Below are 20,195 nucleotides of genomic sequence, written 5' to 3'. Positions count from 1 at the left end.
GATTCGTTTTACCAAGGAGCACGGCAAAGGTGAAGAAGACGAGTCTCATCCTCGGTTGTGGCGACGTTGGCAGCGCGCTGGCGCGTGAACTGCTCAAGGCCGGTCAGCACGTCATTGGTGTCAGGCGCGATGTGTCCAAGCTTGCGGATCTCGGCATCGAGACGCTGGCATTGGACATCACTGCCGAAGGTGCACTGGCCAGCTTGCCAGATGCCGACACGGTGGTACATGTGCTGAGCGCCGACCGTTTCGACGAAGAGGCCTATCGCGCCGCTTACGTCGATGGCATTCGGGCGCTGGTGACGGAGCTCGAGTCGCGCGCCAAGCCGCCGACCCGCGTGCTGTTCGTGTCCTCGACCTCCGTCTACGCCCAGAAGGATGGCGAGGAAGTCGACGAGCAGTCGCCCACCGATGCCACCAGCTTCTCGGGCCAGTTGATGCGCGAAGGCGAGCAGGCACTGCTCGATTCCTCGCTCAACGGCACCGTGGTGCGCTTCTCCGGCATCTACGGGCCGGGCCGCGACATGCTGATCCGCCAGGCGCGTGATGGTCGCATCGCCGCCAGCAACCCGCCACTCTACTCCAACCGCATCCACCGTGACGACTGCGCGGGCGTGCTGGCACACCTGATCGCGCTGAGCCTCGAGGGCAAGCCGGTCGAGCCGATCTATCTGGCCACCGACTGCGATGGCGCACCGCTGCACGAAGTGATGGCCTGGTTGGCGCGTCAGCTCAAGGTCGAGTCCACCGAGGTGATCCAGTCACCGCTGCGGCGGCGTTCCAGCAAGCGCTGCGGCAATGCCCTTTTGCTCGAGAGCGGCTACACCTTCCGCTACCCGACCTTCCGCGAAGGCTATGCCGAGGTGCTCAAGGAGCACGGCGTGACGGTGCCGAAGAGCGAATTGTCGGGCCGCTGATCACTGCGGCTTTCACTTATCCACATGTGGTTGCGCGTCGAGCCGTCCGACCGGGTGTGGATAAGTTGCTCGCCGAGACTGGCTGACGAGCGGCGCAGTTCTCGAGTGATGAAGCGGCTGGTCAAGTGCCAGATGAAGCGCCAACTGACAGTGCCCGCCCCGGAATCCCGGGGCGGGCACTGTCGTCTCTGCGTCAGCCACTTCTCGCGGATGACCTACCATCGTCAGTGAGCGGGTGCTCAGTCACCGATGACCATCACGCCTTCGGCTTCGAAGGCCACGCCCTTGGGCAGCGCCTTGACGCCGACCGCGGCACGCGCTGGGAAGGGCGCGGTGAAGAACTCTTCCATCACCGCGTTGACGCGCGCGAAGTCGTCCAGATCGGTCAGGTAGAGGTTGAGCTTGACGATGTCGCCCAGGCTGCCGGCGGCTTCTTCGCACACGGCATTCAGGTTGGTGAAGACCTGACGCGCCTGCGCCTCGATACCGCCTTCGACGACTTCCATCGTCTGCGGGTCCAGCGGAATCTGGCCGGACAGATAGACGGTGTTGCCCGCCTTGATCGCCTGGGAATACGGACCGATGGCAGCAGGGGCCTTGTCGGTGTTGATGATCGCGCGATTGCTCATGACATGCTCCTTGTGACTGCGCTCAAGCCTTGCCGGTTGCGAGTGTTGTGCGGTGGCGGCCTTCAGCAGCGGGTTACGATTGTGGTTATAGGGTCTCGCCGTCCACGGCGAGTTCGGTCGCGGTCAAGGTCCTGCACTGCAGTCGGCCTTGACCGCGACACGGGTGTTCAGAAGAACGTGTCCGATGGCCGCTCTGCGGCAGCCTTGAAAACAAAAACCGCGCCGCCCGCCAGTGGCGGACGACGCGGCCAGTACGGTAGATCAGCTGAGGACGCGGGTGATTCGCTCCACGTGCAACAGGTTGCGCATGCGCTTGATGATGCGCGCCAGATGGATGCGATCACGCACGGCCAGGGTCAGATTGACGATGGCCAGATGGGCGTCGCGTTCCTCGATACCGATGCGCTCGATATTGGCTTCGGCATCGGTGACCAGCTCGGCCAGCTCGGCGATCAGGCCGCGCTGGGTCTGTGCCTCGATACGCAGCGCCACCGTGAAGTCGCCTTCGACCTGATCGGCCCAGGTCAGCGGGAAGACGCGTTCCGGGTCGCTGGCCAGCTCGGTGATGTTGCTGCATTCCTGACGATGGACCACCAGGCCCTTGCCGGCCGACAGATGGCCCATGATCGGCTCGCCGGGCAGCGGGTGACAGCAGCGCGCGTAGCTGGTGACCATGCTGTTGCCACCGCTGACCTGCATCGGGCTGTTGCCGCTTTGCTCCGCCTGGACATTGCCGTCCTTGGCCGAGAACTTGGGCTGCTGCGCCGTGGTGCTGGTCGTGTCGCTCAGAAGGCTCTGGGCCACGCTGTAGGCGGCGCGGGTGCCGAGCCCGATGGACTCGAGCAGATCATCACGTCCGCCTTCCAGCTCCAGCTCCGCGGCCAGCGTATCGAGACGCCTGGGCGGCAGTTGCTCGAGGGAAGAGTCCAGCCCGGAGAGCGCCTTGTTGAGCAGACGCTGACCCAGGGTCACGGATTCGCTGCGCTGCTGATGCTTGAGGTAATGGCGCACGGCAGAGCGCGCCTTGGCCGTGGTGACGAAGTTGAGCCACGCCAGATTGGGCTTGGCGCCCGGCGCGGTGATGACTTCGACGGTCTGGCCACTCTCCAGCGGCGAGGATAGCGGTGCCAGATGACGATCGATGCGGCAGGCGATACAGCTGTTGCCGACATCGGTGTGCACCGCATAGGCAAAATCGACCGCCGTCGCACCGCGCGGCAATTCCATGATGTCGCCCTTGGGGGTGAACACGTAGGTATCGTCTGGGAAGAGGTCGTTCTTGACGTGCTCGATGAACTCGAGCGAGTTGCCGGCATGGCGCTGCATCTCGAGCAGACCCCGCACCCATTCCCGGGCACGCGCATGGCTGCCGGCGCCGATTGGGCGGTCGGTCTGGCCGGCCTTGTACAGCCAGTGCGCCGCGATGCCGTTGTTGGCCATCGCTTCCATCTCGCGGGTACGGATCTGTACCTCGATGGGCATGCCGTTCATGCCGAACAGCGTGGTGTGCAGACTCTGGTAGCCGTTGGCCTTGGGGATCGCGATGTAATCCTTGAAGCGACCCGGCACCGGCTTGTAGAGATTGTGCACCACGCCGAGGATGCGATAGCAGCTGTCCACGTCATCGGTGATGATGCGGAAGCCGAACACGTCCATCAATTCATTGAAGGGCTTCTGCTGGTCACGCATCTTGCGATAGATGGACAGCAGATGCTTCTGACGACCGATCACCGAACCGGGCAGCTGATCGCGCTCCAGCGCGTTCTGCAGACTGGCCTGGATCTCGCGCATCAGGGTACGACGATTGCCACGCGCGGCGGTGACGGCACGCTTGATGCGTTCGGAACGCATCGGGTGCAGCGCCTGGAAGGAGAGGTCTTCCAGCTCGACGCGAATGGTGTTGATACCGAGACGGTTGGCGACGCGGGCGTAGATCTCGAGCGTCTCACGGGCGATGCGACGCTTCTTCTCGGGGCGCAGGGCACCGAGGGTACGCATGTTGTGGAGGCGGTCGGCCAGCTTGACGATGATGACGCGGATGTCCTGGGACATCGCCAGCACCATCTTCTGGAAGTTCTCGGCCTGGGCGACGGCCTTGTCCTCGAAGGTGATCTGGGTCAGCTTCGAGACGCCATCCACCAGCAGGGCGACGGGTTCGCCGAACTGGCCTGCCAGTGCCTCGAAGGTCACGCTGGTGTCTTCGATGACATCGTGCAGCATGGCGGCCATCAGGCTCTGATGGTCCATGTGCATGTTGGCGAGAATGTTCGCCACCGCCAGCGGGTGGGTCACATAGGGCTCACCGGAACGCCGGCGCTGGCCATCGTGGGCCTGCTCGGCGTAATAGAAGGCGCGCCTAACCTGACGGATCTCTTCCTCGGGAAGATAACCGCCCAGGCGGTCTGCCAGGTCATCGATCGTGAACATTCAGCGGCCTTGGCTCAGAGTGATTCCGGGCCCGCACCCCGTGCTCCGGCCGCGAGGGCGGGAGTGGCAGAGGTGCGGAAGCACACATGCAGTCGGCAGGTTGAGCGTGGGCTCAGTCTTCGATCTGCGGCATTACCGGCTTGCGCTGGATCGGAGCTTCGACCGGCTCGTTCAGGATGTCACGACCGACCAGACCCGCTGCCACTTCGCGCAGGGCGAGGACGGTGGGCTTGTCGTTTTCCCACGGCAGTTGGGCGTTGCGGCTGCCGCGTGACAGCTGACGGGCACGACGAGTGGAGATCATCACCAGCTGGAAGCGGTTGTCGACGTTCTCGAGGCAATCTTCTACGGTTACGCGAGCCATGGCGGTGCACCTATCAATAGCGGGATATTCGGGGTTCGCTGTCGGCGTGTAATCAGCGCAGAGTGCCGCGACCGCTAGGGGTCACTTACCCTGATCATCTGACAGTATCTCGCACACGACGCAAGCACAATGCCGCTGAGCCGGCCCGCCAGGGGCGAGACGGCTCAGCGGCCAATGATTCTGAAAGGGAATCGAGTCTACTCGACGCCGTTGTTGCATGACAAGTCAGGCGCGATCAACTCCTTCGCCTGGCGCGTCTGTCGGCGGCGTACGCGACCACAGCGCGCATGATCAGGACGAAAGCCGGCAAGTCCTGCCCGACTGTCAGGCTGTCAGAACGGCCGGCCGCGCGGCTGACCGAACGGCTGACTGAGCAGCAGGATTCCCGCCGCCGTCATCAGTCGGCCAGCAGGGAATCGAGCAGTGCCGCGTGGCGATGCTGCACGCGCGGCAGACGCGCACGCTGGGCATTGACGAGTCCGCACAGCTCGTCGAGGGCCTGCTCGAAGTCATCATTGATGACGATCAGGTCGTATTCGTCGTAGTGGGACATCTCGCTGACCGCATCGCGCATGCGACGCGCGATCACGTTTTCGCCATCGGTACCGCGACCGGACAGACGCTCGAGCAGCGCTTCACGCGACGGCGGCAGGATGAAGATGGAGACGGCCTCCGGCACCTGAGCGCGCACTTGCTGGGCGCCTTGCCAATCGATCTCGAGGATGACGTCCTCGCCCTTGCTCAGGCGAGCTTCGACCGCCGGACGCGAGGTGCCATAGAAGTTGTCGAAGACCTGGGCGTGCTCGAAGAAGTCGCCCTGCTCGATCATGGTCTTGAAGTGATCGACATCCACGAAGTGGTAGTTGACGGCATCCTGCTCGCCCGGGCGCTGGCCGCGGGTGGTGTGCGAGACGGACACGCCGATACCGTCCATGCGCTCCAGCAGTGCCTTGACCAGGGTGGTCTTGCCGGCGCCGGACGGCGCGGAAATGATGTAGAGCGTGCCACGTGCGTTGCTGGCCGCCGAGGAAGGTGCTGAAGAAGTCGAAGACATGGAAGTGATCCGCTTGCTGTCGCTGAATCGCGGCATTATCGCATAATCCACCCCGCTTCCGCTGCACGCGCGCATGACAGTCCCGTGATGCAATGTTGCAGCTCGGGCATCACAGTTGTCGTCGCGAAGTGGCTGGGTTGGCGTGGCGTTATCTGCAACAATGGTCGTATATTTCAGTTATCACTCAAGCGTCGGCCAGTTCTCGCGCCGGCCTGGGGGCTTGAAGGGACACAGGGTTTGCCGCCGCCTCGCCATACTGGCCTGAGCTTGCGCACTCCCGTGATTCCCATCGCGCCTTGCCAGACGCGTACATAAGTCGATAGAGCAGCGCCAGACGTGCCGCAGGCCTCCGCCAGAGAGGCCGCGCACGAGCGCATCACCCGTTACCTGTCCCGCGCGCCATTCATTCCCGCCTTCCGGCTGATGATGAATGGCGCGCGGTCTTTTGCCCTGCGTAGCGCCAGCCATGCGCGGGCTATGTCAGCTGTGGCCTGCCCCTGACAGCGGCGCCACGGCTGAGTACGGCCACGGGTGATACCCCCTTTTCAAGTTTCAGGAGACCCGGACATGTCTGCCTCCCCCGTTGCGCGCCATCCGCGCATCGCCGAACTGGCGCTGGCGCTCGGTGCCTTTGCCATCGGCACTACCGAATTCGTGATCATGGGCCTGATGCCCAACATCGCGGCGGACTTCAATGTGTCCTCGCAGCAGGTCGGCTACGCCATCAGTGCCTATGCGATGGGCGTGGTGGTCGGCGCCCCCCTGATCTCGGCGCTGGGCGCACGCCTGCCGCGGCGCGGGCTGCTGATCGGCCTGATGCTGCTGTTTGCGGTCAGCAACGTGGCCAGCCTGCTGGCACCGTCGCTGACCAGCTTTGCCGCGCTGCGCTTCATCGCCGGCCTGCCGCATGGCGTCTATCTGGGTGTCGCGGCCCTGGTGGCGGCGGATGCTGCCCCCGCCGGTGAGCGCGGACGGGCCGTCGGTCGCGTGATGATGGGCCTGACGGTGGCGATTCTGATCGGGGCGCCAGCGGCGACCTGGTTCGGCAGCCTGTTCGGTTGGCATTCCGCCTTCCTCGTCGTCGGCCTGCTGGCGCTGGCTACGGCGCTGCTGGTGCGTGGCTTCGTGCCCTATCAGGCCGGCAATCAGGACGCGACCCCGCTCACCGAGCTGGCAGCGCTGATCAAGCCGCGGGTGCTCTATACCCTCGGCATCGCCTGTATCGGTTTCGGCGGCATGTTCAGTGTCTACAGCTATGCGGTGGAGACGCTCAACGTCCAGGCCGGGCTGTCCCAGAATCTGGTGCCGATGGTGCTGGCCGTCTTCGGGGTAGGCACCATCATCGGCAACCTGATCGGTAGCCGTGCCGCGGACATCGACCTGATGCGCACCATTCCTGCCGTGCTGATCTGGAGCGCGCTGGTGCAGGGTGGCTTCTACTTCGCCGCCGATGGCGTCTGGAGCGGCATCCTGTTCGTCGGGCTGGTCGGTACCGGCATCGGTCTGGCACCGGCGCTGCAGATGCGCCTGATGGATGTGGCGGAAGACGCCCAGACCATGGCGGCGACGCTCAATCATGCGGCCTTCAACATCGCCAATGCGCTGGGCGCCTGGTGTGGCGGCATGGCCTTCGCCTATGGCCCGTCGCATTCCTCCATCGGCCTGGTCGGGGTGGCGATGGCCATCGCGGGCTTGATCGTCTTCCTGCTCGGTCAGCGTCATGAGCGCCGCGAGCTGCAGACGGCTTCTGCCTGATGTGAGCCTGAAGCGAGATTGTGAACGCGAGGCCAGGCAAGAGAGGCAAGACCCCCCCGTGAGCACGAGCCGCAACGCAAGACGCCGCCCTTCGGGGCGGCGTCTTGCGTTTCAGTGGCGGAAAGTCTGTGGAGCGGCGCCGGCACGTCAGCGATAGGGCATCGTCAGCGCTGCTGACGCGCTCGCGTCGGCGACATGCCGAAGTAATCGCGGAAGCAGTGGCTGAAGTGGGTGGTGCTGACGAAGCCACAGGCCACGGTGACCTCGGTGATGCTGGCGTTGCCCTGTGTCAGCAGCTGGCGTGCCCGGGTCAGGCGCAGCTCCAGATAGTAGCGCGAGGGCGTGGTATCCAGATGGCGGGTGAACAGGCGCTCGATCTGGCGGCGTGACAGCGTCACGCAGTGCGAGATCTCGCTCATGCTCAAAGGCTCCTCGAGGTTGCTGCTCATCAGCTCGAGGATGGTGCGCAGTGCCTCCGGGTGCTGGCTGTCCGGCGCGGGCAGCGTCTGGTCCGGATGCCAGGGGCTGGGCGTCGCGGGGCGCTCGCAGGCGAGGATTTCCTCGACACTGCGCGCCAGGTCATCGCCGTGACGCTGGCGCATGGCTTCCAGCATCATGTTCAGCGCGCTGCCGGCATTGGTGCAGCTGAAGCGCGCCGCTTCCACCACCAGCGGGGCACGCGACAGCTCCAGCTGGGGGAATGACTCGCTGAACAGCGCCGCATTCTCGGGATGGATAGTGCAGCGATGGCCCGCCATCACGCCGGCGGCCGCCAGAAAGTAGCTGCCATTCCACAGGCTGCCGAGGCGACAGCCCTGGTGGTCGGCTCGCCGCAAGACCTCGCTCAGCAAGGGAATCTCGTCCAGCTGCACCCGGTAGCCGCCGCACACGATGATCATGTCGATCTGCGCCTGCCCCAGCGACTCGAGCCCGGCGCTGGCCATGATGTCGATGCCCAGATCACTGCGTACGCTGCCCGCCGTCACCCCGAAGGTGTGAATGCGATAGAAGGGGACATCGCGGAGCAGATTGGCCGTGACCAGCACATCGAGGGCGCTGGTGAAGGCGGGCATCGAGAAGTGCTCCAGTAAAATGAAGGCGACATTGAGCGGTGCGCTCTGGGCACAGGTCACGTCCTTGAGCAGATGCTGGTTGCGACGCTTCATCGCGGGGGTGAAGTCGCGGCGACGGGGCGAGGTCATGGCTTGCGTTCGTTGCAGGGGCCGCGAGCGGCAGTGGATCGAAGGCGACCGGCAGGATGGCCACAGTGAGACTCCATCCTCGCAGCTGCACGCTCCCGCGGCGAGCCTCTCGCTGGTGGTTACGGGGTGGCAGGCATGTAATGAGGCTGTTGGCTTGATGATACGTCGCGTTACATGGGTGTAAAAACAATCACTTGTGTCATATTCGGCGCTTTCTCGCCTGTTAGACTGCCCCGTCACTCAGATCATGCCCCGAGGCTGACTAATGACGGATACCACCCGGACTGCCTTGTCCGGCTCCGCAACCCAAGCAGCTCCCCTTTCCGATCACGCCGCATCTCTTGCTGATCACACCGCATCCTCTCCCGATCAAGCCGCATCACTTCCTGATTCCGAGCTCACCGCGCTCAACAGTTCCCGCAGTCTGGACTGGCCGGTCTTCCTCCTCAGTGGAGGCGTGATGGCGCTGTTCGTCGCCGCCGCGCTCATCGACCTGGACGGCGTGTCGGCCCTGATCAATCACGCCTTCGACTTCTCGACCACCTACTTCGGTGCCTATTGGCAGGGCTTGATGATCGTGACCTTCCTCGTCGCCGTCGGCATGACCTTCGGGCGCACGGGGCGCGTGGTCTTGGGCGGATTGTCGACGCCTGACATCTCCACGCCGCGCTGGATGGCGACCATTCTGTGCACCCTGCTGGCCGGTGGTGGCGTGTTCTGGGCCGCCGCTGAGCCCATCGCGCACTTCGCCTCGCCGCCGCCCGTCTTCGGGCCGGAGGCGCCGGTCGGCAATCTCGATGCGGCCTACAATGCGCTGGCGCAGAGTTTCATGCACTGGGGCTTTCTCGGCTGGGCGGTGCTGGGCAGTCTGACGGGCGTCGTCTTCATGCACCTGCACTATGAGAAGGGCTTGCCGCTCAAGCCGCGCACCTTGCTCTATCCGCTGCTCGGAGAACGCGTGATGCGTGGGCCGATCGGCGCGCTGGTCGATGCCTGCTGCGTACTGGCCGTCATCGCGGGCACCGTGGGGCCGGTCGGTTTCCTCGGTATCCAGGTCAGTTACGGGCTCAATGCGCTGTTCGGCATTCCCGATACCTACGCGACGCAATTGGTGCTGCTGGCCATCCTGACCCTCGTCTACACCCTGTCCGCCGTCAGTGGCGTGATGCGCGGCATCCAGTTCCTGAGCAGTGCCAATGTGCTGATCGGCGGCGCGATGCTGTTCTTCATCGTGCTCTTCGGGCCGACCGAATTCCTGCTCAAGGCCTTCCCGCTGGGCATGGTCGACTACCTGGACAATATCGTGCCGATGGCGGTCTTTCGCGGCGACAGCGGCTGGCTGGATAGCTGGACGCTGTTCTTCTGGGGCTGGTTCATCGGCTTCGGTCCGCTGATGGCGATGCTGGTTGCGCGTATCTCGCGGGGGCGCACCCTGCGTCAGATGGTGCTGTTGATAACCATCCTGTCGCCGCTCGCGACCTGTGTCTGGTTCACCATTCTCGGCGGCAGCGGCCTGGCCTTCGAGCTGGAAAACCCGGGCAGCGTCTCGGGCCCGTTCAGCGGCTTCAATCTGTCGGCGGCCTTGATCGCCATCACTCAGCAGCTGCCGTTCGGCTTCATCATGTCGGTGCTGTTCCTGATTCTGTCGGCGCTGTTCGTGGCCACGACCGGGGATTCGATGACCTACGCCATCTCGATGGTGATGAGTGGGCACGACAATCCGCCACGCAGCGTGCGTGTGTTCTGGAGCCTGATCATGGGTGTCGTGGCGGCGATCCTGATCTCGATGGGCAATGGCGGCATCAATGCGCTGCAATCCTTCATCGTGGTGACCGCGGTGCCTGTCTCGCTGGTGCTGTTGCCCAGTCTGTGGAATGCGCCGCGTATCGCGCGGCAGATGGCGCGTGAGCAAGGGCTGTAACTGGCTGAGTGACAAAGGCCGCCCGAGTGGGCGGCCTTTGCATGTCGTCATGCACGGATCAGTCTGGCATGGCCCGAAGATGGCAGCCGAGGGAGGTCATGAGTTGTTATCACCGATGCCCGGATGTAAAACGGCTGTAGGCTTGGTGATACGTCGCGTTACATGGGTGTAAAAACAACGGCTTGTGTCATAGTTCAGCGTTTTACGGCTGATACACTGCACCGTCACTCAGATCATGCCCAGAGGCTGACTAATGACGGATTCTTCCCGGACTGTTTCGTCCGGCTCCGCCACACCGGTAAATCCCCCCGCTGAACCCGCACACACCCCGCAAGGTATCGACTGGCCCGTCTTCATCATCAGTGGTGGCGTATTGGCAGTGTTTGCCATCGCCGCACTGGTGGATCTCGACGCTGTCTCCGCGCTCATCCAGAGTGCCTTCGGTGTCTCGACCCAATACTTCGGTGCCTACTGGCAAGCGCTGATGCTGGCGACCTTCGTCATCGCCATCGTGCTGACCATCGGCCGTACCGGACGGGTGCGCATGGGCGGGCTGGCGGCGCCGGATATCTCGACGCTGCGCTGGATGGCCATCATCCTGTGCACGTTGCTGGCGGGCGGTGGTGTCTTCTGGGCAGCGGCAGAGCCGATCGCTCACTTCACCTCGCCGCCGCCGGTGTTCGGCGCGGACGCCCCGACAGGCAATGCCGATGCCGCCTACAACGCGCTGGCGCAGAGCTTCATGCACTGGGGCTTTCTGGCCTGGGCGATGCTCGGCAGCCTGACCGGCATCATCTTCATGTACCTGCACTACGAGAAGGGCCTGCCGCTCAAGCCGCGCACGCTGCTCTATCCGCTGTTCGGCGACCGCGTCATGCGTGGCCCCATCGGTGCGCTGGTCGATGCCTGCTGCGTGCTGGCAGTGGTGGCCGGTACCGTCGGCCCCATCGGCTTTCTCGGTCTGCAGGTCAGCTATGGCCTCAATGCGCTGTTCGGCATTCCCGATACCTACGCGACCCAGCTCACGCTGCTGCTCGTGCTGACCGTCATCTACACCCTGTCCGCTGTCAGCGGCGTGACCCGTGGCATCCAGTTCCTGAGCAGCACCAACGTCCTGCTCGGCGGCGCGCTGCTGCTGTTCATCCTGATCATGGGCCCGACCGGCTTCCTGCTCGAAGCCTTCCCGCAGGGCCTGGTGCGCTACGTCGGTGACTTCGTCGCCATGTCCTCCTTCCGGGGTGACGATGGCTGGCTGAATGGCTGGACGCTGTTCTTCTGGGGCTGGTTCATCGGCTATGGTCCGCTGATGGCGATGTTCGTCGCGCGTATCTCGCGTGGCCGCACCCTGCGTCAGATGGTGCTGTTGATCGCGGTCATCTCGCCGCTGGTCACCTGCCTGTGGTTCACCATCATCGGTGGCAGCGGTCTGGCCTTCGAGCTGAGCAACCCGGGCAGCGTCTCCGGTCCGTTCACCGGCTTCAACCTGCCGGCAGCGCTGATCGCCATCACCCAGCAGCTGCCGTTCGGCTTCACCATCTCGGTGCTGTTCCTGGTGCTGACCACGCTGTTCGTCGCTACCACCGGTGACTCGATGACCTACGCGGTCTCGATGGTGATGAGCGGTCACGACAATCCGCCGCGCGGCGTGCGTGTGTTCTGGAGCCTGATGATGGGCGTGGTCGCGGCGCTGCTGATCTCGATGGGCGATGGCGGCATCAACGCGCTGCAATCCTTCATCGTCGTCACCGCCGTGCCGGTGTCGCTGATTCTGCTGCCCAGCCTGTGGAACGCTCCGCTGATTGCCCGCCGCATGGCGCGCGAACAGGGCGTCTGATCGGCTCACACGCTCGCAAGCAATGCGCGTCTCGCATCATCAAAAACGCCGCCCCGAGGGGCGGCGTTTTCGTGTCTGGCGATCAGCCATCAGACGCTGACGTTCAGCGTCACATCGATGTTGCCACGCGTCGCGTTGGAGTACGGGCACACCTGGTGCGCCTTCTCGACCAGCGCATCCGCCTCGGCCTTGTCCATGCCCGGCAGGCTGATATCCAGCGCCACCTCGATACCGAAACCGGCCGGAATCTGGCCGATGCCCACCTTGCCGGTGATCTCCAGGCCTTCCGGCAGTGTCACGCCGTCAGTGCTGGCCACGTGCTTCATGGCACCGATGAAGCAGGCAGAGTAACCCGCCGCGAACAGCTGCTCCGGGTTGGTACCTTCACCGCCACCACCGCCCAGCTCCTTCGGCGTGCTCAGGGTGACATCCAGCGCCCCATCGGAAGAACGCGACTTGCCCTCACGACCCCCAGTGGTAGTGGCTTCTGCACGGTACAGCACTTGTTCGATAGACATGCCTGACTCCTTGAGCGGAAAAGCCCTCAGTCGAGGGATGGAAACAAGATGGTGGTCACTGCTGATGAGTTCAAGTAGATATTCATAGATTCAAGTACTTATATGGAACAACTGCCAAGTCAAGTTGATTTTTAGTGTATCGATCAAAGTCCATAGCGAATATGAGCATCACCATAGTTACCAAGAGACCAACAGAGTGTTATAAGTTAGGCATATTGTAGATAAACTTTAAGTAGTGGTGGCGATATGTACAAGAAAGAAGAGGCAGGACAGGCCTGTAGAGAAATCGATACTCCACCGAATGCATCAGCACTGATTGAGGGTCATAGGGATTTTGGTTATGACCTTAAGACTGCGCTTGCAGATGTCATCGACAATTCCATCTCTGCAGGAGCCACAAGCGTCAAGCTGGAAGTAGATACCAGTTCTGATGATCCATGGTTGGCGATCGTGGATAACGGTACTGGCATGTCTGAAGAAGAGCTGATCGAAGCGATGAGATTGGGCTCCAAGAATCCGACCGATGCTAGAGAAAGTGGCGACTTGGGGCGGTTTGGCTTAGGGCTCAAGAGCGCCAGCTTCTCACAATGCCGCTCTTTGACGGTTCTTTCTCGTAAGGAAGGGGTGACTTCCTGTGCACGCTGGGACCTTGATCATGTCGCTAGACGCAATACGTGGGCACTTGAGTTACTGGGAAAAAATGCATCATTGTCATGTTGGAGACACCTTGAAGGCTATGCCAACGGTACCGTTGTGCTATGGGAAAAATTGGATAGGTTGAGTGGTGGACAGGAGCCTGGCACATATAGACAGGAGCATATGAATAGTCAGCTTGCAGATGCAGAAGCTCACTTGAGGCTAGTGTTTCATCGCTTCATGGAGCGATCGGGTCACCGGTTAGTGCTGACATTGAATGGCCGGAAACTTCGGCCTATAGACCCTATGGCAAGTAACCATAAGGCTACTCAAAAAGATCCTGTTGAAACAATTTCGCTATTGAATGGGAAAGTCGATGTGCTATGCCATACACTACCCCATCATGGGAAGTTAAGCTCCGAAGATTGGGAGGAGCTTGGAGGTAGTGAGGGACACTTGAAGTCTCAAGGGTTCTATATATATCGCGGGGATAGATTGATAATTGCAGGTGGGTGGTTAGGGCTGGCACGACAGTCAGATCTGACCAAGCTTTGTCGAGTGCGAGTCGATATTCCCAACTCTATGGACTCTGACTGGAAGATAGATGTCAAAAAGGCGTCAGCGCAATTGCCGCCAGCAGTTAGGTCACGGTTGAAAAAGATTGTAGAGCGTTTATCCAGTACATCCAAGCGTACATATCAGAGTAAAGGTAACAAGCTTGTTGATCGTGAGATGAATCCTATCTGGAATCGAGAAATAAGAGATTCCAAAGTTATGTTTAGACCTAATCTTGAACACCCGATTATCGTTGATTATCTGAAGAATTTGCCAAAAGAATTTCAAGAAGGTTTCATTCAGTGTGTGAAGTTGCTGGGTATAGGGTTGCCGATTGATACTATATTCATGGAGCTTTCCGCTGGCCCAGATTCATTGAAGAGCGGGCCAGATAAAAAAGATGAATTAACGGAGGTCATTTATCAATTATCGGATGTATTACTTAATGGGGGGGTAGAGATATCATCCCTGATGAGCGTGATGAGTAACTATGCTATACCTGGAGTCAGTCAAAGTGAAGTTCGAGATGTTGTAGGAAATTACATATTGGAGAAGAGTTGATGAATAGCAACAAGGGACTGATGTCAGCTGTAGAGGCAACACTCTATGAAACCGGCGAAAAGACTGGTGAAGAGTTGAGGGAGTTCATTACTAATTTGGCTAAAGTAATAGCGCCGACCATGTCGTATGACGACATTGAAAGTATGGCTCGTGAACTTGAAAGCAAACATGGTGTTAAAGCAGGTCTTGGATCTGTTGTTGATAGTAATGATTTTATAGAATGGCTTGATGATGCCAAGGCCTCCATAGATCCTTTTTATTGGGAAAGGTACAAGAAGTTATTGCTTCAAAATGGATTGCCAAAAGATGTTGTAACGGCTACTGATAGAGTAACAGAGAAAATTCTTGGTCGGCTAGGCAACCCCCGGGAGCTTACACCATGGGATCGTCGCGGTATGGTCGTAGGTCATGTACAGAGTGGAAAGACAGCTAATTACACTGGTGTTATTTGTAAGGCTGCAGATGCTGGTTATAGATTGATAATTGTTATCGCAGGAATACATAACAATCTTAGGGATCAAACACAGAAACGTATAGATGAAGGCTTTATCGGGCGCGATACAGGAAGCCTGATAGCAAATACTAATAAGAAAAAGAAAAGTAGCAATGTAATCGGCGTAGGTAAATTCGATTCACGAAATACGCCTGTCAGTTTGACAAATACGTTACGAGATTTCAATAAGGCGACAGCATCTACAAATACTAGTGAGATAGATTCTTATAAAGTGCCAGTTGTTCTCGTTATAAAGAAAAATAGTAGCACATTGAAAAATTTGATTGACTGGTTGAAGGAAAATAATAGTAATTGCGGCGATGGTAATATGATCGATCAGCCTATGCTTCTCATTGATGATGAGGCTGATAACGCATCGATAAATACAAAATATGGAAAAAGTGAAGTTACCAAGATCAATGGTCAAATACGTGATTTGTTGAAGACATTTCATAGGTGCTGCTATATAGGGTATACAGCAACACCATTTGCAAATATTTTCATTGATCCTGATCATGAGGATGAGATATACAAGGAGGATCTCTTTCCTAAAGATTTTATCATTGGCTTGGATGCACCTAGCAATTACTTTGGTCCTGCCAAGGTGTTTCTGGAAGAAGATGACAAGAATGAAGTGCAAGATGAAGATGTTACAAGAGCCAGACTATATCTCAGGGAGATAGATGATAATGAAGTTCATATCCCGATAAAGCACAAGATAGATCATGACTTCAATATGTTACCAGAGTCATTGATGACGGCTTTGCGAACATTCCTTTTGGCAAGAACGATCAGAAATTTAAGAGGGCAAGGTGATCAACATTGCTCGATGCTTGTCAATGCAAGTCGTTTCACAGGTATTCAGGGCAAGATCAGAAACCGTCTACACGAAGCTCTGGATCGTATATTGAATGCAATAAGAGTCAATGCGAGCAAGAAAGATAATGCGTTAAGCAATGTAGAAATAAAATTACTTCATGATGTGTGGTTGGAAGAATACTCTCACCTTGAAGAAACCTGGGAAGAAATACTAGGCAATCTTCTGGAAAGCATCGCAGCAGCAAAGGTAGTAGAAGTCAATAGTCGTACAAATGAACTCGATTATGAGGCAGCAAGTGATAAAGGAAAAACTCTGATAGCTGTTGGTGGATTTTCTCTTTCACGAGGCCTGACGTTGGAAGGGCTAACAGTAACCTGGTTTTTGCGCAATACTCAGATGTATGACACCTTGATGCAGATGGGGCGCTGGTTCGGTTACAGGAATAAATATGAAGATCTTTGCCGCATCTGGATGCCAGAAGAAGCTATTGGCTGGTATACCTATATTGCCAGCGCGACTATAGAGCTGCATGACGAGTTGAGATCCATGCAGGCTCAGAAAGCGACTCCAGGTGAATTCGGTCTTGCAGTACGCAGCCATCCTGCCTCTTTATTGGTTACGGCCAGAAACAAGCTAGGCTCCGGCAAGAAGATAAAAGCTAATATCGGGCTTTCAAATAAATTTACCGAGACAGCGCGTCTCAGTTTAGATAGTAATCATCTGGATCAAAATGTTCTTGCTGCAAAGGAACTGGTGTCAAAACTGACGAATGCTCCTGATAGTGATTGGAAATCCGGGTTTTTATATAAGGATATACCTGTAAGCATTGTTGATGGTTTCCTTTCCAAATGGAAGAGTATTCTTATAAATGATCAAACAGACCCAGTGTTAGTCAGAAAGTATATAGAATCTAAAAAGGATACAGAGTTACATAATTGGGATGTATTGATATCCGGGAAGCAGACTGGAGAAATAGAAAGTTTGGCATTAGGAAAGCCTATTTATCCAATACAGCGGTCGATCAGTACCAAAGATCTGAGAAAAGGAATTATCTCGATTGGTGGAAGCAAGAGAAGGGTTTCAAGCAAGGGTATAGAAAAAGCGGGAGTGGACACTATCTCAATAAAAAAGGCTGAAGAAGATTATCTAACAAAGAAGAAGGGTAGTAATTTTCCTGACAAAATATATCGCGAAAAAAGGATAAAACCATTACTTATAATTCATCTGATTGATCTCAACTTGAAAAACAAGTCAACTGGTGATTTGGAAGAATTTGCATTTTTGTCGAATTCACCGGTCGTAGCTTGGAGTATTAGTCTTCCCAAGTCGAGTACGCCTGATGAGAAAGTTGAATATGTAGTCAATACTACTCGCTTCATTGAGATATTTGGTGAAGAAGAGTTAGGTGATGAGGAAGAAGCGTATGAGTAATAGTGATCCATGGAGGGGGATAAAGCCCGGTGTCATGCGTAGAGTCGACCCTGGCGCTTTACATGGGTTCTTCTGGATTATTCTGGAGGATGGGTCGTTGGGGCTATTGCTTTCTTTTAGCGAGCAGCTAGATTCTCGAATTCGGATGCCAAAATTCAAGAATATCAATGTGCAAATTCGTACCATGGGGGATGGGTTTGCCTTGTTGATCAGCCTAAAAGATAAGTCGTACAAGAAAATTTTTACGACACTTTGCTTCGATGTTGTAAATGCAGCCAAACAAGCAGGTACTACTGAGGAAGCTGTTTCCAATGCAGTGAAATGTACTGGTAAATGGCACTATTTTCTCAAGAATGGAGGGGACAGAGGTCTGACTCAAGAAGAGCAAAGAGGCCTTGTGGGCGAGCTTGACTTTCTTATCTACATGTCGAATTTAACGAGTCCAAGGAAGGCTATTGAAGCATGGCAAGGACCTATGGGGTCGGCCAAAGACTACGAGTTTCCGGGATTTTGTGTGGAGGTGAAGACTCGTAGGGCTGCCAGTCAGCCTGTTGTATCGATATCCTCAGAGCATCAACTTGAGCCTGTTGAAGGCAGTCATCTTTATTTACATGTTTCCTCGGTAGCCTCTGGGGCTGGACCAGATGGTGTGACATTGCATGAATTGGTCAAGCAGGCAGATAAAGTATTTCAGGCTGATGAAAGTGCACACGACTTGTGGCAAAGCACCATCATGGCAACAGGCTATGACCCTACTAATGACTATGAAGGCCGTCATTGGGAGGTGGTTGGAAGGATGAATTACTTTGTCGGCATAGATTTTCCTCGACTATTACCACCTTTGCCAAGAGGTATAAGTCGACTGAAATACTGTCTATCTCTTGATGAGTGTATTAAGTTTTGTGTGCCAGATATTTATGAAGACTTCACTAGGAGATAAAATACATGAGTGATTTAAATGCTTACCACCAGCATTTGGTATCTGATATACAAAGTAATGCCGATGCCAATAATGAACTTTTATCTGAATCTTTCTTTGATTATATTTGCAAGTTTTTAGAAGAAGCTGGTGAAATTGGTGGGGGAGATCGAGCTTATTATTCCGGAGCAAATGGTAATTTTAATCTACGCTTTGATGGATATGGTGGAGACCCAATTCATAATGAAAATGTATTAAGTCTTATCGTATGTGATTTCGACCCTAGCCTTGAATTACGAAATTTTGATAAAGGTGGAGCAGAGAAACTTGCCAAATTAGCGTATAACTTTATAAAAGCCACCCAAAAAACCACTTTCCTTTATGAATTAGAGGAAACGAGCTCAGGTTTCTTAGTCGGAGACATGATTGCAACACGTTGGGGTTTGATTGAAGATATCAAGATTGTAGTAGTGTCCAATTCAGATTATCGTGGTAAGTCTGACTCTGTCGGCATGGAGTCTATCGATGGGAAAAAAGTTGTTTACAGTGTTTGGGATATAAAGCGACTTAAAGGATTTGAGGAGCAGGGGCAAAGTAGGTCTGAGCTTATTATCGACTTTGCTAATGAGTATGGCGGTGCTTTACCAGTATTGGCTATACCTTCACAAATTGATGCGTACTCTAGTTATTTGGCAGTGGTTTCTGGAGATAGATTGGCTGAGATATATGATAAGTGGGGGGCACGACTCCTGGAGGCAAATGTTAGAAGCTTTCTACAGGCGCGTAACAAGGTCAATAGAGGGATAAGAGAAACGATCAAAAATACTCCTGAAATGTTCTTGTCGTATAACAATGGATTGAGTGTTACGGCAGAAAAGGTAATGGTAAGAGAGTCAGAAGTTGGTCTAGAATTAGTGCAAGTGGAAAATCTTCAGATCGTAAATGGTGGACAAACAACAGCATCGCTTCATGCTGCACTCAAAGACTCCTTGGAGGAATTGAAGCGAGTTCATGTTCAGATGAAGCTTACCATAGTACCGAAAGAGGCGTCTGAAGAAATAGTCCCCAAGATCTCAGAATTTGCCAATAGTCAGAACAAGGTGAATGCTGCAGACTTCTTTGCTAATCACCCGTTCCATACGCGAATTGAGCAGTATTCACGTAAAATACTGGCCCCGAGGGGGCTAGACGGTTATATGGATACAAAATGGTTCTATGAAAGAGCCAGGGGGCAGTATGCGGACCTACGTAGTAAATTGACAGGGGCTCAAAGAAAGGCTTTTGATAATCAGCACCCGAAAAGTCAATTCTTTACCAAGACAGACTTGGCAAAGTATGAAAATCTTTGGGCAGAGAAGCCACATATTGTAAGCTTGGGGGCACAAAAGAACTTCATTGAGTTTGCGAAAGAGATAGGCAAGCAATGGAAGAGACATGAGTCTTCCTATAATGATTACTGGTACAAGCAGATGATAGCAAAGGCTATCATTTTCAAGGCCACCGAAAAGCTTGTTTCCAATGCCGAATGGTATGCTGGTGGTTATCGAGCAAATATTGTCGCTTATGCGATCTCAAAACTCGTTTACGATACTAGAAAAACAGGTGTCTGTATTGACCTCGATCTTGTATGGCGCCGTCAAACTTTGACTCCTGAGCTTCGGTTGGCTTTGCTTGCTACTGCTGAACGGGCACAGAAAGTCATTACCAATCCCTTGCCTGGCATCAGGAATTACAGTGAATGGGCCAAGAAAGAGGTCTGTTGGCAACATGTACGCGACTCTACAGTTACATATACAACCAAGATTGGAGAAGCCCTGATTTCTACAGAAGAAGACAGAGATAACAAGAAATCTGCCCAAGTAGAGAAGCAGTTTGATGACAGTATTGACATGGAGCTTCATGTCTACAAGATCAGTACCGACTGTTGGGAGGCTGCATATGAGTGGTCTTTGGAGTGCGATACAATCACTCTTGGCGAACAGAATTCATTAAAGGCGTGTAAATCGATGCACAAAAGACCACCGTCTCCGAAGCAGTGTAAAGCTGCTCTGCTAGCCTTGGATAAGTTGAAAATGGATGGGTTTGAGCATAGTGGACTAGCATTGTCTGATGGTTGATCATATTCTACTGATACCGGAGATACTGATGTTTAGCAGTAT

At 55.9% G+C, this 20,195-nt stretch carries 14 protein-coding genes; 8 read left to right on the top strand and 6 right to left on the bottom strand.

The genetic code is table 11. The features are described 5' to 3' along the window. The first annotated feature begins 29 nt into the window (after positions 1-29). Positions 30-917 (top strand): SDR family oxidoreductase, encoded by an 888-nt coding sequence (locus LCW13_RS17050; RefSeq protein ID WP_043331750.1) that lies wholly within the window; start codon positions 30-32, stop codon positions 915-917. Between the two features lie 239 nt (positions 918-1,156). Here the strand turns inward: LCW13_RS17050 and LCW13_RS17045 are convergent, their stop codons facing one another. From LCW13_RS17045 to gmk, 4 genes are all read right to left on the bottom strand, one after another. After that, positions 1,157-1,546, bottom strand: coding sequence for a RidA family protein (locus LCW13_RS17045; protein WP_043331752.1), 390 nt, complete (start codon positions 1,544-1,546; stop codon positions 1,157-1,159). A gap of 261 nt (positions 1,547-1,807) precedes the next feature. Beyond that, complete coding sequence (locus tag LCW13_RS17040; protein ID WP_107335798.1) at positions 1,808-3,973, bottom strand: RelA/SpoT family protein; 2,166 nt, start codon at positions 3,971-3,973, stop codon at positions 1,808-1,810. A gap of 112 nt (positions 3,974-4,085) precedes the next feature. Beyond that, positions 4,086-4,337 carry a DNA-directed RNA polymerase subunit omega gene (gene rpoZ / locus LCW13_RS17035; protein WP_043331755.1) on the bottom strand — a complete coding sequence of 84 codons (252 nt, stop codon included), beginning with the start codon at positions 4,335-4,337 and terminating at the stop codon, positions 4,086-4,088. Positions 4,338-4,734: 397 nt separating this feature from the next. Continuing rightward, the gene (gene gmk / locus LCW13_RS17030; RefSeq protein WP_225347446.1) at positions 4,735-5,391 is read right to left on the bottom strand and encodes a guanylate kinase; all 657 of its coding nucleotides are present in this window, start codon (positions 5,389-5,391) and stop codon (positions 4,735-4,737) included. A 567-nt stretch (positions 5,392-5,958) separates the two neighbouring features. Between gmk and LCW13_RS17025 the strand changes: the two genes are divergently transcribed. Next, positions 5,959-7,146 carry an MFS transporter gene (locus LCW13_RS17025; protein WP_153636713.1) on the top strand — a complete coding sequence of 396 codons (1,188 nt, stop codon included), beginning with the start codon at positions 5,959-5,961 and terminating at the stop codon, positions 7,144-7,146. Positions 7,147-7,310: 164 nt separating this feature from the next. Here LCW13_RS17025 and LCW13_RS17020 read toward each other — a convergent pair whose 3' ends face one another. Then, positions 7,311-8,348: a GlxA family transcriptional regulator gene (locus LCW13_RS17020; RefSeq protein ID WP_225347445.1), complete on the bottom strand. Its 1,038-nt coding sequence runs from the start codon at positions 8,346-8,348 to the stop codon at positions 7,311-7,313. A 265-nt stretch (positions 8,349-8,613) separates the two neighbouring features. Here LCW13_RS17020 and LCW13_RS17015 point away from each other — a divergent pair, with 265 nt between their 5' ends. Both LCW13_RS17015 and LCW13_RS17010 read left to right on the top strand, forming a co-directional pair. Further along, complete coding sequence (locus LCW13_RS17015) at positions 8,614-10,269, top strand: BCCT family transporter (protein ID WP_225347444.1); 1,656 nt, start codon at positions 8,614-8,616, stop codon at positions 10,267-10,269. A 253-nt stretch (positions 10,270-10,522) separates the two neighbouring features. After that, on the top strand, positions 10,523-12,103 hold the full coding sequence (locus LCW13_RS17010; RefSeq protein ID WP_153636711.1) for a BCCT family transporter: 1,581 nt from the start codon (positions 10,523-10,525) through the stop codon (positions 12,101-12,103). 89 nt (positions 12,104-12,192) lie between these two features. On the opposite strand, the gene LCW13_RS17005 is transcribed toward LCW13_RS17010, so the two are convergent. Beyond that, positions 12,193-12,621, bottom strand: a complete 429-nt coding sequence (locus LCW13_RS17005; protein ID WP_054556341.1) for an organic hydroperoxide resistance protein — start codon at positions 12,619-12,621, stop codon at positions 12,193-12,195. Positions 12,622-12,867: 246 nt separating this feature from the next. On the opposite strand from LCW13_RS17005, the gene LCW13_RS17000 reads away from it, so the two are divergent. Genes LCW13_RS17000 through LCW13_RS16985 form a run of 4 tightly spaced genes read left to right on the top strand, consistent with a single transcriptional unit; the run spans position 12,868 to position 20,153 of the window. After that, positions 12,868-14,373 carry an ATP-binding protein gene (locus LCW13_RS17000; RefSeq protein WP_225347443.1) on the top strand — a complete coding sequence of 502 codons (1,506 nt, stop codon included), beginning with the start codon at positions 12,868-12,870 and terminating at the stop codon, positions 14,371-14,373. Beyond that, positions 14,373-17,117 carry a Z1 domain-containing protein gene (locus LCW13_RS16995; RefSeq protein WP_225347442.1) on the top strand — a complete coding sequence of 915 codons (2,745 nt, stop codon included), beginning with the start codon at positions 14,373-14,375 and terminating at the stop codon, positions 17,115-17,117. The genes LCW13_RS17000 and LCW13_RS16995 overlap by 1 nt, the downstream gene beginning before the upstream one ends. Then, the gene (locus LCW13_RS16990) at positions 17,110-18,057 is read left to right on the top strand and encodes a PD-(D/E)XK motif protein (RefSeq protein WP_225347441.1); all 948 of its coding nucleotides are present in this window, start codon (positions 17,110-17,112) and stop codon (positions 18,055-18,057) included. Before LCW13_RS16995 ends, LCW13_RS16990 begins: the two co-directional genes overlap by 8 nt. A 5-nt stretch (positions 18,058-18,062) precedes the next feature. Beyond that, the gene (locus LCW13_RS16985) at positions 18,063-20,153 is read left to right on the top strand and encodes an AIPR family protein (RefSeq protein WP_225347440.1); all 2,091 of its coding nucleotides are present in this window, start codon (positions 18,063-18,065) and stop codon (positions 20,151-20,153) included. Positions 20,154-20,195: the final 42 nt, after the last annotated feature.

Origin of the sequence: Cobetia amphilecti (assembly GCF_020217465.1) — a bacterium.
Lineage (GTDB): Bacteria > Pseudomonadota > Gammaproteobacteria > Pseudomonadales > Halomonadaceae > Cobetia > Cobetia amphilecti.
This window is presented reverse-complemented; position numbering and strand designations above follow the sequence as displayed.

Coding starts and splice junctions, on each gene's coding strand:
- LCW13_RS17020 (WP_225347445.1), bottom strand. CDS start 8,348: ATGACCTCGCCCCGTCGCCGCGACTTCACCCCCGCGATGAAGCGTCGC.
- LCW13_RS17000 (WP_225347443.1), top strand. CDS start 12,868: ATGTACAAGAAAGAAGAGGCAGGACAGGCCTGTAGAGAAATCGATACT.
- LCW13_RS17005 (WP_054556341.1), bottom strand. CDS start 12,621: ATGTCTATCGAACAAGTGCTGTACCGTGCAGAAGCCACTACCACTGGG.
- LCW13_RS17045 (WP_043331752.1), bottom strand. CDS start 1,546: ATGAGCAATCGCGCGATCATCAACACCGACAAGGCCCCTGCTGCCATC.
- LCW13_RS16985 (WP_225347440.1), top strand. CDS start 18,063: ATGAGTGATTTAAATGCTTACCACCAGCATTTGGTATCTGATATACAA.
- gmk (WP_225347446.1), bottom strand. CDS start 5,391: ATGTCTTCGACTTCTTCAGCACCTTCCTCGGCGGCCAGCAACGCACGT.
- LCW13_RS17015 (WP_225347444.1), top strand. CDS start 8,614: ATGACGGATACCACCCGGACTGCCTTGTCCGGCTCCGCAACCCAAGCA.
- LCW13_RS17025 (WP_153636713.1), top strand. CDS start 5,959: ATGTCTGCCTCCCCCGTTGCGCGCCATCCGCGCATCGCCGAACTGGCG.
- rpoZ (WP_043331755.1), bottom strand. CDS start 4,337: ATGGCTCGCGTAACCGTAGAAGATTGCCTCGAGAACGTCGACAACCGC.
- LCW13_RS16995 (WP_225347442.1), top strand. CDS start 14,373: ATGAATAGCAACAAGGGACTGATGTCAGCTGTAGAGGCAACACTCTAT.
- LCW13_RS17040 (WP_107335798.1), bottom strand. CDS start 3,973: ATGTTCACGATCGATGACCTGGCAGACCGCCTGGGCGGTTATCTTCCC.
- LCW13_RS16990 (WP_225347441.1), top strand. CDS start 17,110: ATGAGTAATAGTGATCCATGGAGGGGGATAAAGCCCGGTGTCATGCGT.
- LCW13_RS17010 (WP_153636711.1), top strand. CDS start 10,523: ATGACGGATTCTTCCCGGACTGTTTCGTCCGGCTCCGCCACACCGGTA.